General features: G+C 27.5%; 13 protein-coding genes. All 13 read left to right on the top strand.

Annotation, left to right across the window (positions count from 1 at the left end):
• The first annotated feature begins 343 nt into the window (after positions 1–343).
• The 13 genes from H612_RS0105330 to pknB all read left to right on the top strand — a co-directional run bounded on the left by H612_RS0105330 (position 344) and on the right by pknB (position 14,458).
• Positions 344–1,528, top strand: coding sequence for an acetate/propionate family kinase (locus H612_RS0105330; protein WP_027130501.1), 1,185 nt, complete (start codon positions 344–346; stop codon positions 1,526–1,528).
• 64 nt (positions 1,529–1,592) lie between these two features.
• Entirely contained in the window at positions 1,593–2,753 is a 1,161-nt protein-coding gene (locus tag H612_RS0105325) for a CCA tRNA nucleotidyltransferase (RefSeq protein ID WP_027130500.1), read from the top strand.
• 36 nt (positions 2,754–2,789) lie between these two features.
• Positions 2,790–4,634 carry an exonuclease domain-containing protein gene (locus H612_RS0105320; RefSeq protein WP_027130499.1) on the top strand — a complete coding sequence of 615 codons (1,845 nt, stop codon included), beginning with the start codon at positions 2,790–2,792 and terminating at the stop codon, positions 4,632–4,634.
• Between the two features lie 145 nt (positions 4,635–4,779).
• Entirely contained in the window at positions 4,780–6,066 is a 1,287-nt protein-coding gene (gene asnS / locus H612_RS0105315; RefSeq protein WP_027130498.1) for an asparagine--tRNA ligase, read from the top strand.
• A gap of 11 nt (positions 6,067–6,077) precedes the next feature.
• Positions 6,078–6,605 carry a DnaD domain-containing protein gene (locus tag H612_RS0105310; RefSeq protein WP_027130497.1) on the top strand — a complete coding sequence of 176 codons (528 nt, stop codon included), beginning with the start codon at positions 6,078–6,080 and terminating at the stop codon, positions 6,603–6,605.
• Positions 6,586–7,224 carry an endonuclease III gene (gene nth / locus H612_RS0105305; RefSeq protein WP_084167249.1) on the top strand — a complete coding sequence of 213 codons (639 nt, stop codon included), beginning with the start codon at positions 6,586–6,588 and terminating at the stop codon, positions 7,222–7,224. The genes H612_RS0105310 and nth overlap by 20 nt, the downstream gene beginning before the upstream one ends.
• An 18-nt stretch (positions 7,225–7,242) precedes the next feature.
• Positions 7,243–7,695, top strand: coding sequence for a signal peptidase II (gene lspA, locus H612_RS0105300; protein ID WP_027130495.1), 453 nt, complete (start codon positions 7,243–7,245; stop codon positions 7,693–7,695).
• A 98-nt stretch (positions 7,696–7,793) separates the two neighbouring features.
• A complete protein-coding gene (locus H612_RS0105295) occupies positions 7,794–8,300 on the top strand; it encodes a methylated-DNA--[protein]-cysteine S-methyltransferase (protein ID WP_027130494.1) in 507 nt (168 codons plus the stop codon).
• Positions 8,301–8,474: 174 nt separating this feature from the next.
• Entirely contained in the window at positions 8,475–9,437 is a 963-nt protein-coding gene (gene fmt / locus H612_RS0105290; protein ID WP_027130493.1) for a methionyl-tRNA formyltransferase, read from the top strand.
• The gene (rsmB, locus tag H612_RS0105285) at positions 9,430–10,749 is read left to right on the top strand and encodes a 16S rRNA (cytosine(967)-C(5))-methyltransferase RsmB (RefSeq protein ID WP_027130492.1); all 1,320 of its coding nucleotides are present in this window, start codon (positions 9,430–9,432) and stop codon (positions 10,747–10,749) included. The genes fmt and rsmB overlap by 8 nt, the downstream gene beginning before the upstream one ends.
• Complete coding sequence (gene rlmN / locus H612_RS0105280; protein ID WP_027130491.1) at positions 10,749–11,882, top strand: dual-specificity RNA methyltransferase RlmN; 1,134 nt, start codon at positions 10,749–10,751, stop codon at positions 11,880–11,882. Before rsmB ends, rlmN begins: the two co-directional genes overlap by 1 nt.
• On the top strand, positions 11,860–12,606 hold the full coding sequence (locus tag H612_RS0105275) for a protein phosphatase 2C domain-containing protein (protein ID WP_027130490.1): 747 nt from the start codon (positions 11,860–11,862) through the stop codon (positions 12,604–12,606). Before rlmN ends, H612_RS0105275 begins: the two co-directional genes overlap by 23 nt.
• The gene (gene pknB / locus H612_RS0105270) at positions 12,596–14,458 is read left to right on the top strand and encodes a Stk1 family PASTA domain-containing Ser/Thr kinase (RefSeq protein ID WP_027130489.1); all 1,863 of its coding nucleotides are present in this window, start codon (positions 12,596–12,598) and stop codon (positions 14,456–14,458) included. Before H612_RS0105275 ends, pknB begins: the two co-directional genes overlap by 11 nt.
• Positions 14,459–14,520: the final 62 nt, after the last annotated feature.

The following is a 14,520-nucleotide window of genomic DNA, read 5'->3' as shown; positions in this document are numbered from 1 at the left end:
AGTAAAAAGAGTATTGAAGTAAATTAAAACAACTTTGACGTTTTTAATTTCACTTTCAATACCTTTTTTATTGGTTTTATTTAACCTAAAAATATTATAGTAAGTTTTATTAAGGTAAATAAAAATTATACATTACATTTAATTCCACTTAAATATTTTTTTATAGTAATATTTCTATAAATTATTTATAGTTGATAAATAGATATAGATAGCGTATTCTTTTTTAATTTTTTTGATTAATTTTTTACAAAATTTTAAAAATAACGCTTGTAATTAGTTTCAATTAATGAGATAATAAATAATATAATGTTTTAAATAAAGAGTAAGAGGAGATTAGACACTTATGACAAAGATACTAGCTATTAATTCAGGAAGTTCATCTTTAAAATTTCAGTTATTTGAAATGCCTGAAGAAACAGTTATCACCAAAGGATTGGTGGAAAGAATTGGGATTGAAAATGGTATTTTCACTATTGAATTTAATGGAGAAAAAATTAAAGAGACATTAGATATTTCTAATCATAATGTAGCTATTGAGATGCTACTTTCTAAATTAACTTCTATGGGAATTGTTAAAGATGTTACAGAGATTGAAGGTGTTGGACATCGTGTTGTTCACGGTGGTGAATTTTATGATTCGTCTATTTTAGTAACAGATGAAGAATTGAAAAAGGTAGATTCAATTGAAGATTTAGCTCCATTACATAATCCAGCTAATATTATGGGAGCCCGTGCCTTTAGAGAAATTTTACCAGGTGTACCAAATGTTCTAACATTTGATACTGCATTCCATCAAAGTATGCCAAAATCAACTTATATGTATGCTGTACCTAGAGAATTTTATGAAAAATATGGAGTTCGTAAATATGGGGCACACGGAACAAGTCACAGATATATTGGAGAAACAGTTGCTGAAATTTTAGGAAAAGATCCAAAAGAATTAAAAACTATTTCTTGTCATATTGGTAATGGTGCATCAATTTGTGCAATTAAAAATGGAAAATCATTTGATACTTCAATGGGATTCACTCCATTATCAGGTTTAGTTATGGGAACTAGAACAGGAGATATCGATCCAGCTACAATTCCATATATTGCACAAAAAACAGGGTTGTCATTGGAAGAAATCGTTCGCATCTTTAATTTCGAATCAGGACTAAAAGGTGTGTCTGGAATATCTTCAGATCTTCGTGATGTTGAAGATCTAAGAGATACTAATCAGTATGCAGCAGAAGCTATTGATGTATATATTAATAGAATTAAAGAATATGTTGGAGCATATGCAGCAGCTATGAACGGAGTAGATGCAATTGTGTTTACTGCAGGTGTTGGAGAAAATGCTACTTGGGTTCGTGAAGAAGTACTTGAAGGATTAACATTCCTAGGTGTAGAAGTTGATAAAGAGAAAAATAATGTAAGAGGTAAAGTTGCTGAAATTTCTACCCCAAATTCTAAAGTTAAAGCATTCGTTATCCCAACAAATGAAGAAGTGATGATTGCAAGAGATACTTATAACTTATCTAAATAAAAATTATTAAATGGATTGGCTGGGGATTTATTCTCCAGCTTTTCTAATTTTTAGAGAGGATAATATGAAAACTAATAATTTTAAAAAAACTTTTGGAAAAGCAGTAGATATACTAAAAATTTTTGAGAAAAATGGTTATGAAGCATATTTTGTAGGGGGATGTGTAAGAGATTATATTTTAGATATAAATTTTTCTGATATAGATATTACTACAAATGCACTGCCAGAAGAAATAAAATCTATATTCAACAAAACTATAGATACTGGTATTAAACATGGGACGGTTACAATTTTTTATAAAGGCACTCCTTACGAAGTTACTACATTTAGAGTAGAAAAAGAATATACAAATCATCGCTCACCAGATAAGGTGGAGTTTGTATCAAATTTAAAAGAAGATTTAGATAGAAGAGATTTTTCTATTAATGCAATGGCATTAGATTCAAACGGTAATTTATATGATTATCATAATGGTAAGCAAGATCTAAATAATAAACTTATAAAGACGGTGAATAAACCTAGCGATAGATTTTTTGAGGATGCGTTACGTATGTTAAGAGCATTTCGCTTTTCTTCAAAATTGAATTTTGAAATAGAAGAAGAAACTCTTAATGCAATAGAAGAAAATGCTAAACTGATAGAGTTTGTTTCTGTTGAAAGAATAGTAGCTGAATTGAAAAAACTTTTAAAAGGAGTAGGAAATTACAGAAGTTTAAAATTGCTTTTGAAAAGTGGGATAGGTAACTATATTCCATTTATAAAAAACATCACAAATTATAGAGAATTTTCTAATTTTACATTTTGTCAAAGCATTTATTATTTATCTTATTTCAATAATATCCCTTTGTCTGAAATGAAAAAACTAAAGCTATCTAATAAGGAAATCGTGCAGATAAAAAACTATAATAAGATTCAAAGTGAGTTTGAAAATGGTGTTCCGCTTGAATTAATTCTTTATAAGAACTCGAAAGAGGATGTGATTTTTATATCAGATTTATTTGGATATTCAGGTGTAAATAAAATAAAAAACACCTCTCTCATTATAACTTCTTTTTCAGAAGTAAAAATTACTTCAAAAGAGATAATAGAGATAGTAAACCTAAAACCTGGACCGTGGATAAAAAAAGTAATGAATGATATTGTGGAAAATATACTTTTAGAGAAAATGAAAAATAATAAAATTGAAATAGTAGATTTTTTATTAAGAATAAGAGATAATATATAATATTATAATTTCATAGAATGTGAGGTGAGGGAGAGTTTGAAAAATAAATATTTTTGTGTGGTAGATATAGAGCTTACTGAAGATAAAGAGATTATACAGTTTTCTGCTACAAAATTAGACTCTAATTTCAAAAAAGTTAGTAGTATCAATTATTATATAAAACCGAAAAAAGAATTATCAAGTTTTGTGACAGAGTTTACAGGAATAACGGATGAATTGTTGAAAAACAAAAAGCAATTTGATGAGGTAGCTAAAAGTATTTATAATTTTATAAAGAACAGTATTTTAGTGTGTCATGGATTGCATTCAGATTACTCTATTTTACGTAAAAATTTTTTATCTGTGAGAATAATGTATAAACCGCATATGGCATTAGATACAGTTGAATTAGCTAGATTATTTTTTCCAACTCAAAAAAGTTATCGCCTTTCAGATTTATCTAAGTCTCTTAATCTATATTCTGGAACTAATTATCATAATGCGGAAGTAGATGTTGAAGTTACTGTAAGTTTACTAAAAAAAATTAGAGAAAAAATATCAATTATAGAAGAACCAAATTATTTAAAAATAAAAAAAATTTTAGCAAAAGAAAATTTGGAAATGTTTAAATTTCTAAATTTATGTAGAGATGAACAAATAACATTAAAACATGGTAATAATTATCTTACATATAATGATGTAAAATTTAACAAAATTTTTAATACTAAAAAGCGAAATTATCCTAAAAAAAACATATTATTTTCTTCCATAGATGAGCAAGAATATGCGAAGGTTTTTAAAATCAAAAATTATGAAATATTAAAACAAAAACGTTCTTATGTTCCTTTGGATATATTTTCACTGTTTCCAAAGCGGCCTGATGCTTGTGTAGAAAGATTTTGTATAAGGCTTTATGTTTGGATATTGGAAACTAAAACAGGAGATTTTTCAGAATTAAATTTAAATTCTTCAGAAAAATTACTTTTAGAAGAAATAACTAACAATATAGAAATAAGTTCTGAGGCTTATTATTTTAATAAAAGAAATGAAACTGCTAAAGCTAAAAAAAATATTATAACTAGTTATGAAAATATCGAATATGTTTTTAATAGGGATGATATTGAAAATCACACACTTATTTTTGAGAATAAAAAAATTTTAGGGCGAGAATTAAATTCACAAAATACAAAATCTTATCATTATAAAAAGGTTATAGCAGAATTAAATAGAAAGATTTCAAGAAAACCATTTGATAAAAATTTAAAATCTATTCAGTTGAACATTGTCAGTATAGTTAGATTTTTACATGAAATGTATATATCTGAAAGTATATTTTTATATAATGATAGCCTTGAATTTATACAACAAGATATAAAAATTATAAAAAGTGATATAAAAAAAAGTAAAATCAAAATGCCCAATACTTACAAATTTATTTCTCAATTAGAAAAAATATTAACTACTAAAAAAGATAGTTATAAATTTGAAAATTTAGAGAAAGAAAATAGTTTATATTTAGAAACAATTAACGAACAAAAAGTAAAAAGTATTGTAGATATACTTCAATCTAAAAAATACGAATTTTTAAACAAAAAAAGTAAATTGAATATTTCATGCTTAAAAACTCAGGAATTAGTCATAGACAATAGAACACAAGGAAGATTTTTATATATATTTGAAAATAATAAATTTCGAGATTTAAACTTTAGTAAAAGAGAAAAGAAATCATACGTAAAACATATAAATTTTTCATCAACAGATAGTTTTAATGAACTTTATACAGATATGAATAGAAATAATAAATTAACTTATATATGCTATTCAACAAAAGATATTTTAGATTATCAATGTTATTTGAGTAATATATTTGATTCTATTATTATCCTAAAAGATGTAGAATAGAATATAAAGTTTATTTTATAGTTTATTTTTTATAAATATTTAAAAAATTAATTTTTTATGATATAATTTTATTAGTTTTTATATTAGATAAATTCCATTATTAAATATAAATAAAAATATTAAAAAATTGAGGAGGACTCTTAGTTTGAATATTAATAACTTAAAAGAACAACTAGGAAAAAAAATTACTCTTGGAGCATGGATTGCTAATAAGAGAAGCAGTGGGAAAATTGCATTTTTTCAATTGCGTTATGGAGCTGGATTTATTCAAGCTATAGCTTTAAAAGAAAATTTGGGAGAAGAAAAATATCAAGAACTTAGACACCTTCCACAAGAAACTTCTTTAAAAGTTACAGGATTAATTAAAGAAAATGATAGAGAAATATCAGGTATTGAACTAGAAATTGAAGATTTTGAAATAATTTCTATTGCACATGATTATCCAATCACACCTAAAGAACATGGGGTAGAATTTTTAGCTGATAACCGTCATATTTGGATTCGTTCTAAGAAACAACATGCGATTTTAACTGTGAGAAATCAAATAATTAAATCTACATATGATTTCTTTGAAAAAGAGGGATTTTTGAAATTAGATCCACCAATCTTAACTTCCTCTGCACCCGAAGGGACAACAGAATTATTTAATACAAAATATTTTGAAGAAGAAGCATATCTTTCTCAATCAGGTCAACTTTATATGGAAGCATGTGCAATGGCATTTGGAAAAGTATTTTCTTTTGGTCCTACTTTTAGAGCAGAAAAATCCAAAACTAGGAGACATTTAATTGAATTTTGGATGATTGAACCTGAAATGGCATTTTGTAATCATGATGAAAGTTTGAAAATTCAAGAAGCGTATGTTAATTATTTGATTACTAATGTAATGGAAAAATGCGAGGAACAATTAAGAGTTTTAGGGCGTGATTTAGAATCACTTAATAATGCTCGTGGAGAATTTCCACGTATAAAATATAAAGATGCAATTCAATTATTAAAAGATAATGGTTTTGATGATATTGAGTACGGCGATGATTTTGGTTCTCCTCATGAAACGTTTATAGCCAATAGTTATAATAAACCTGTATTTATTACTCATTGGCCAGTGGATATTAAGCCTTTTTATATGAAAGAAGATCCTAATGAACCAGGTGTGGTTTTATGTGCCGATTTGATTGCACCTGAAGGTTATGGAGAAATTATAGGTGGTTCACAAAGAATAGATGATTATGATAAACTATTAGAAAATATTAAAAAACATGAACTTAATGAGGAAGCGTATAATTGGTATTTAGAACTTAGAAAATATGGTTCAGTGGAACATTCAGGTTTTGGATTAGGTCTTGAAAGAACTGTTGCATGGATAACAGGAAATGGACACGTTCGCGAAACTATTCCATTCCCACGTTTATTAAATAGATTAACACCTTAAGGATAAGTAGTATGATTAATATTAATACTAATGGATTACTAGTAGATTCCGATTTTTTAATGAACTATAAAGATTATAACTTATCTGGAGAAGAAGCTATTTTTCTTCTTCAGATAAGTTATTTGACAGAACAAGGGAAAAAAATTTTTTCCGTTAATTCGTTTTCAATAGCACTTAACATGTCTGAAAAAGATATTTTTACAATGATGGATATATTACTTAGAAAACAGGTAATAAAGTTAGCAGCAGACAATAAGATTAATTTCAGTATATTTGATAAAAATGATAATTATTATACATTGAAAGAATTATTAAAACTGACTGAAAAAATCACATCAAAAATTCTGACATCAAAGGAAATAGATATAGTTTCTTCATGGATTGATAGGAAATTTACAAAAAAAGAAATAGATGAAGCACTAACTTTGTCAAAAAATATAAGTTATGTTAATGGAATTTTAAATAATAAGATTTCCAATTCAAAAGAAAAATTTGAGGAAGGTGGTAGTAGTTTAGGATATGACTGGTTTAACAAATAAAAAATTGCAAAATAAAGTTAAAATGATTACCAAGTATTTAGATACAACTTTTCCAAATGTAGGCTGCGAGCTTAATTTTTCTAATAATCTTGAATTAGTCATTGCGGTTTTGCTTTCAGCACAATGTAAGGATGAATATGTTAATCGAGCAACTGTAAGTTTATTTGAGAAATATAAGACTATTGATGATTATGCAGATGCTAAAGTTGAGGATGTTGAAAAACTTATTAAATCACTAGGTCTTTACAAAGCAAAATCAAAAAATATAGTTGGCATGGCAAATATGTTAAGAGAAATTTATCATTACGAAATACCTAGAACACGGGAGGAACTTATGAAATTACCTGGTGTTGGAAGAAAAACTGCTAATGTTGTGCTAGCTGTTGGTTTTAATGTTCCTGCGATTGCTGTAGATACCCATGTAGAAAGGGTTGCGAAAATGTTAGGACTTGTAGAAAAAAATGATAATCCGCTTCAAGTAGAAAAAAGACTAATGGAGTTATTTCCAATGGAAAGTTGGAGTAAAATACATCATCAGTTAATTCACCTTGGGCGTTATAAATTGCCTGCACGTGGAGAAAGAAGTATTGATCCAGAATTAGAAGAGTTACTTATATAAAAATAAGGAGGAATATGTATGTTATTGATTTTTATGCTTATGTGCTTATTAATACTTTTAGATCAACTTAGTAAAAATTTTATAGTTAATAATTTTACTTTAGGTGAAAGTAAAGAATTAATTGCTAATTTTTTCAGTATTACATCACATAGGAATAGAGGTGCTGCATGGGGAATTATGCAAGACAGTCGTTTATTTTTTTTAGTAGTGACAATAATTTTTTTAGCTATTTTATCGTATTATCTTTTTAGCCAAAGAGGAAAATTAACTAATCTTGATAAGTGTACATTTGCCTTAATATATGCAGGAGCTATTGGGAATTTCATGGATAGATTAATTCGATTTGAAGTTGTAGATTTTTTAGATTTTAAAATTTTTGGATATGATTTCCCTATATTCAATCTTGCTGATTGTTTTATTTGCGTAGGGGTGGCTTTTCTAGTAATTAGGATATATAAAGAAGAAAATTAATAATATATAATGGAATGGGGGCAAAGAAATTTTTTATTTCTTTGCCTTTAGTTTGATTAATATTAATTTTTTCTATTATCGAAAAAGGAGATTTTGTTGTGTATTATAGTAAGTATAGTAGCCCGATTGGAATAATTATTTTGACTTCTGATGGAATTAACTTAGTAGGTAGTTATTTAGAAAATCAAAAATATTTTTTATCAAATATTGAAAATTTTGAAAGACATGATGATTTGAAAACTTTGAAAGACAGCAAAAAGTGGTTAGATATGTATTTTTCAGGGAAAAATCCCAGTTTAAAGGGAATAAATCTTAAATTATCAGGAACAAGTTTTAGAAAGGAGGTATGGGAGATTTTGAAAGAAATTCCGTACTCAAAAACGGTGACATACAAAGAAATTGCACAAAGAATTTGTAAAATTAGAGATATTAAAAATATGTCGCCACAAGCTGTAGGTGGTGCTATTAGTCATAATCCACTTTTTATTTTTATTCCTTGTCACAGGGTAGTAGGAAGCGACGGAAAACTTACAGGATTCGCTGCAGGGATAGATAAAAAATTGTTCTTACTTAATCTTGAAAGAAGGAGTAGCTTTAAAATATAGAAAAATAAAAAAGTTTTAGTTTTATATTGTTTGTAATTATTTTTTATGTTTCAAATTCCCTTTTACATAATTGAAAATTACTGATAATTATGAGAATATTTATGTTACATTGTTAGAACAAAATTTTAAAATATGATATAATTAATTAGATTAAATTGTTTACAGGAGAAACAAATGGATAGAAAAAAAATTGTATTTATGGGAACCCCAAAATTTGCAGTTCCTATTTTAGAAATGTTAATAAAGAGTTATGGAGTAGATTTGGTAATAACTCAACCAGATAAAAGAGTTGGTAGAAAAAAAATTCTTACACCAACGCCAGTAAAAGTCGTTGCACAAAATTATGATATAAAAGTTCTGCAACCTGAAAAAATTTCTTGTGATGAAGAAGTTTTAAATGAATTGAAGAAACTTAATCCAGATATTATTATTACTGCAGCTTATGGGCAATTAGTTCCAGAGAGTATTTTAGAAATACCTAAGTATAAATGTATTAATGTACATGGTTCTCTTTTACCAAAACTTAGAGGAGGTGCACCAATTCAATACTCTATTCTAGAAGATCATAAAAAAACAGGAATTACTATTATGTATATGGTTAAAAAACTTGATGCAGGTGATATGATTTCTAAAGTGGAAGTTGATATTTTAGATAGTGATAATTATGAAAAACTTCATGATAAATTATCTGTTGCTGGGTGTGATTTATTAGATAGAACTTTGCCAAAAATTTTCTCTGGAGATATTAGTCCTGAAAAACAAGATGAATCACAAGCAACATTTGCCAAAAATATTCTCAGAGAAGACGAAAAGATAGATTGGTCAAAGAATGCAAGAATTATTTTTAATAAAATTCGTGCATTGGATCCAATGCCTGGTGCATTTACTTATTTAGAAAATAATATTTTGAAAATATGGGATAGCGAAGTTGTAAAATTAAATGGAAATTTTAATTTTTCAAAGGTAGGCACAATAATTAAACAAGATAAAAAAAATATTTATGTTCTATGTGCTGACAATACTATTTTAAAAATTAAAGAACTTCAAGTGTCAGGGAAAAAACGCGTCCCAGTAGCATCTTTCTTATCAAATAAGAAAAATTATGTTGGAATAAGATTAGGGGAAGTTAATGAATAATATTAATTCAAGAAAAATTTCCTATAAAATTCTTTGTGATATATTATTGGAAGATGCATACAGCAACATTACTCTAAATAAGTATTTTAAACAATATAATATTGATGAGCAAAATAAGAGATTTATCAGTGAGATAGTCTATGGAACATTAAAGAATAAATTATATTTAGAACACATTATAAAAGTTTATTCTAAAGGAAGAATTAAACCTAAAGTAAAAATTATTCTATCAATGAGTATTTACCAAATTATAAATATGAATAAAACACCTAATTTTGCTATCATTAACGAAGCTGTTAAACTTTCAAAAGATGAATTAGGAAATATTACAGGTAAATTTGTGAATGCAATATTAAGAAATATAGAACGTAATTTTGATAAAAATCTTATGAAGTATAAAAGTGCAAAAGAAAAATTTTGTGTTGAAAATAGCTGTCCAATACAATTATTTGATATATTAGAAGAACAATACGGAAAAGCTAAGGCACAAAATATAGTAATGTCATTTAATAAAAAAAGTAAGAATAGTATAAGATACAATCCATTGAAAATCTCCAAAGAAAAATTATTGAAAGTATTTGAATCTGGTGCACATCTTAGTGAAATTTGTGAAGATAATTTAATTTTAGATAAATTAAATATAGACAATGATTATTTTAAAAATGGATATTTTATTATTCAAGATGAAGCAAGTTCACTTGTAGCTTGTTCAATTGGAGAAAAAGAAAATGCTAATTACAAAATACTAGATACTTGTGCTGCACCTGGTGGGAAGAGTTTACATATAGCTAGCAAGTATTTTAATTCAACTTTAATTTCATGTGATAAACATATACATAAGTTAAAACTTATCGAGAATAATTGCATAAAACTGGGTGTTGAAAATATTAAAATAAAAGAACAAGATGCCACAGAGTTAAATGATGAATTTATAAGTAATTTTGATATAGTAATTTGCGATGTGCCTTGTTCTGGAATAGGTGTTATAAAAAATAAACCTGAAATAAGATATAAAATTACAAATACCTATATAAAAAATATTTCCAAATTGCAATACGATATTTTAGAAAATAGTAAAAATTATGTAAAAAAAGGTGGAATACTAATGTATTCTACTTGTACCATTGATAAAAGAGAAAATATGGAAAATATTGAGAAATTTTTAAAGAAAAATAGAAATTTTAAATTGGAAAAAATAAAATTAAAAAATAGTAAAGTTAAGGTTCAAGATTATGGAGTGGTAGAAATACTTCCTGATGATCATGAGTGCGATGGCTTTTTTATCGCAAAACTTAGAAAAATGGAGGCATAATGTTAATTACAGATTTTAAAGGTTATAAAAAATCTAGATGGCTCAAAGATTTTGAAAAAATGTCTATTTATTCTATGCGTTTAGATCAACTAGAAAAATATTTCCTAAGTATAGGAGAAAAAAAATTTCGAGCGAAACAAGTCTTTGATTGGTTATATAAAAAAAGAATTACAGATTTTTCTGAAATGAAAAATCTTCCAAAAAAATTACAAGAAATGCTGAAAGATGAGTTTGAAATTACAACTCTTAAGACGATTATAAAACAAGAGTCAACAGATGGTACTATGAAGTTTTTATTTGAACTTCAAGATAAATACACTATAGAAAGCGTCCTAATGAAAAATAAATATGGGAATTCTTTATGCGTAACGACTCAAGTTGGTTGCAGAATAGGCTGCACTTTTTGTGCATCAACATTAGGTGGCCTAAAGAGAAATTTAGAAGCAGGAGAAATAGTCTCACAAGTATTAAAAGTTCAACAAGAACTTGATAAGAAAGGAGAACGAATTTCCAGTATTGTTATAATGGGAATTGGTGAACCGTTTGAAAACTATGATGAGATGATGGATTTTATAAAAATAGTAAATTGTGATGATAGTTTTAACATTGGGGCGAGACACATTACAGTTTCAACGTCAGGTATCGTACCTAAAATTTATGATTTTGCAAACGAAAATATTCAAATAAATTTTGCGGTATCATTACATGCACCCACTAATGAACTTCGTAGTAAAATAATGCCAGTTAATAGAGCGTATAATATCGATAAATTGATGGATGCTCTAAAATATTACCAAAAAACCACAAATCGTAGAATAACATTTGAATATGGTCTTATGGGAAAAGTTAATGATCAAAAAGAACATGCAGAAAAACTTTCTGAAATTATAAAAGATCTTAATTGCCATGTTAACTTAATTCCTATAAATTATGTTCCTGAAAGGAATTATGTTAGGACCAGCAAAAATGATATTTTTTCATTTGAAAAAATATTAAAGAAAAATAAGGTAAATGTTACTATTAGAAGAACACAAGGAGATGATATAGATGCTGCTTGTGGACAGTTACGTGCAAAAGAGCGTAAAGATGAGGTAAAAGGAGGAATCCCAGATGCCACTAGTATATTCGTATAATAGCAATAAAGGTAGGAAAATAAAAAATGAAGATGCTGTAAGTGTAGTTAAGAATAAAAGAGGAGATGCACTTGCAATAGTATGTGATGGTGTAGGAAGCCATAGTAACGCTGCATATTCTAGTAATTATATAGTATCGATTTTGGAAAAAGAATGGCAAGAAATGTCATTTGCAAACTTTAAAAATATGAAAAATTGGTTGCATAATGAAATAGAGAAGTTAAATGAAGAATTATTTAATAAATCAAAAGTAAGTAAAAGAAAGATGGGAACTACTATTGTCGTAGCTGCTACTTTTAACGACGAGATTGTTGTTTATAATATTGGAGATAGCAGGGCTTATGGGATAACTACGGATAATGAAATGAAATTTGTTACTGTTGATGATTCTTTTGTTGGGGCATTAATAAATGCTGGTGCAATTACAGAAGATGAAGCAAAAAATCATCCTGAAAAACACGTTCTTACACAAGCACTAGCAACTAGAAAAAAGATAGATCTTCACACATTTGTTGATAATTTAGATAATTATGATTATTTTTTAATATGTTCTGATGGATTGACTAATATGTTGGAAGAAGAGGAAATTAAAGACATTATAAGAAATGAAGAATTGTCAATTGCAGTCAATAAACTTATTAATCTTAGTGTTGAGCGTGGAGGAGTAGATAATATATCAGTTGCAATTTTGAAAAATTTAAGGGGTGGTAATAGTGATAAATAAAGTTATATGCAATAGATATAAAATATTAGATCATCTCGGAACAGGTGGGATGGCTACAGTATGGTTAGGTCATGATACAATTTTAGATCGTGATGTAGCAATAAAAACTTTTAAAATAGATGCAAATGATAAGGATGCTGTAAAAAGATTTAATAGAGAGGCAAAAGCTGTCACCAGTCTTTCGCACCCAAATATAGTTTCAATTTATGATGTTGAAAACGAAGGAGATTTTTATTACTTAATATTGGAATATGTAGAAGGTATGACCTTAAAAGATTATATGATAAAAAATCCTAAGATCCCTATCGAAACTATTGTTCATATTGCTAAACAAATTGCAGACGGACTTAGTCATGCACATCAAAATGGAATTATCCATAGAGATATAAAACCTCAAAATATCTTAATGAAACCAGATCTTACATGTAAAATTACAGATTTTGGTATAGCACGTGCATATGGAGATACCACATTAACTCAAACTAACCAAATGTTAGGAACAGTGTATTATCTGTCACCAGAACAAGCACGTGGTAATGTCGCTACGGCTCAAAGTGATATTTATTCCTTAGGAATATTAATTTTTGAAATGATTACTGGTCAAATTCCATTTAAAGGGGAATCTGCTGTAGCAATTGCACTAAAACATCTTCAAGAAGAACTTCCAGATATCGATAAATATAGAGAAGGTGTTCCTCAAAGCGTAAAAAATATCGTAATTCAAGCAACCATGAAAAATCCTAATGAAAGGTATATAAGCTCTAAAGAATTAGCGGAAGATATCAATACCGTCTTGAGTCCAGAGCGTTTATATGAAAATAAATATGTTGGTTTTAAAATTCCAAATGCTAATCAGGAAAATAACCAAACACAATATATTGATAGTAGAGATATAGAACCTTTTTACGAAAGTAGTTATCAAGAAAAAGACTATAGGCATCATTATGAAGATACTAATGACAATAAGTACAATAATAGAAATAATGATGGAAAAGCTGAGCAAAAAAAACAATCAAGAGCGAAACATGTTATTCTTGCTCTTTTAGCGATCATTTTTATTTGTGTAGGATCGTTTTTTGCTTATAACTATATAATCGGTTCTGACAGTGTGTCGGTTCCAGATGTCAGAAATAAAACTTTAAATGAAGCAAAAGTTACCCTAGTAAAAGCTGGGCTTGAAGTTGGAGATGTAACGGAAGTAGCTAGTGATGATGTAAAAGAAAATACAGTCATCGACAGTGACCCTAAAGCAGGTAAGAAAATTAGAAAAGGTTCTAAAGTAGATTTAAGAGTTTCATCTGGGAAGAAAACGGTAGACATGCCAAATTTTGTAGGACTTGATGAAGAAACTGTAAAGCGTAACGCTTCAAAATTAGGTTTTAAAAATATAACTGTAGAGAGAGTTTCAAGCGATAGATATGATAGTGGAAAAGTTTCTTCACAAAATATTGCAGCAGGTACAGAAATAATTCCTAATGAAAGAGAACTAATCATTCAAGTTTCTACTGGTAAGAAAAAAGTAAGTATGCCAAATTTAATTGGAGAAAACAAAAGTAATGCTGAGAGAATTATCTCTTCATATGGATTTAAAAATGTATCATATAAAGAAGTGGATTCAGATAAAGAAATTGGGACAGTAATATCACAAAGTATTAGAAGTGGATCAAGTATTGTTCCTAGTGAAGAATCATTAGAGATAATTATTTCCAGAGGAAGAGATAAATCTAAAGATAATAAAGATAGTAGCACAGAAAATCCTGATAATAATGCTACAAATCCATCAAAAAGTGATAGCAATAAATCTAACAATGGAAATTCTAACACAACACCTGATAAAAAAAATGGAAATTAAAGTAATGAAGCTGATCCAAAAGTAGAAGACTATAATATTTTACTTAGGGGTCAGCCTCTAAA

The sequence above is a fragment of the Gemella cuniculi DSM 15828 genome (assembly GCF_000425665.1).
Classification (GTDB): Bacteria; Bacillota; Bacilli; order Staphylococcales; family Gemellaceae; genus Gemella; species Gemella cuniculi.
This window is presented reverse-complemented; position numbering and strand designations above follow the sequence as displayed.

Coding starts and splice junctions, on each gene's coding strand:
- H612_RS0105330 (WP_027130501.1), top strand. CDS start 344: ATGACAAAGATACTAGCTATTAATTCAGGAAGTTCATCTTTAAAATTT.
- H612_RS0105325 (WP_027130500.1), top strand. CDS start 1,593: ATGAAAACTAATAATTTTAAAAAAACTTTTGGAAAAGCAGTAGATATA.
- H612_RS0105310 (WP_027130497.1), top strand. CDS start 6,078: ATGATTAATATTAATACTAATGGATTACTAGTAGATTCCGATTTTTTA.
- nth (WP_084167249.1), top strand. CDS start 6,586: ATGACTGGTTTAACAAATAAAAAATTGCAAAATAAAGTTAAAATGATT.
- lspA (WP_027130495.1), top strand. CDS start 7,243: ATGTTATTGATTTTTATGCTTATGTGCTTATTAATACTTTTAGATCAA.
- fmt (WP_027130493.1), top strand. CDS start 8,475: ATGGATAGAAAAAAAATTGTATTTATGGGAACCCCAAAATTTGCAGTT.
- rsmB (WP_027130492.1), top strand. CDS start 9,430: ATGAATAATATTAATTCAAGAAAAATTTCCTATAAAATTCTTTGTGAT.
- rlmN (WP_027130491.1), top strand. CDS start 10,749: ATGTTAATTACAGATTTTAAAGGTTATAAAAAATCTAGATGGCTCAAA.
- H612_RS0105275 (WP_027130490.1), top strand. CDS start 11,860: ATGCCACTAGTATATTCGTATAATAGCAATAAAGGTAGGAAAATAAAA.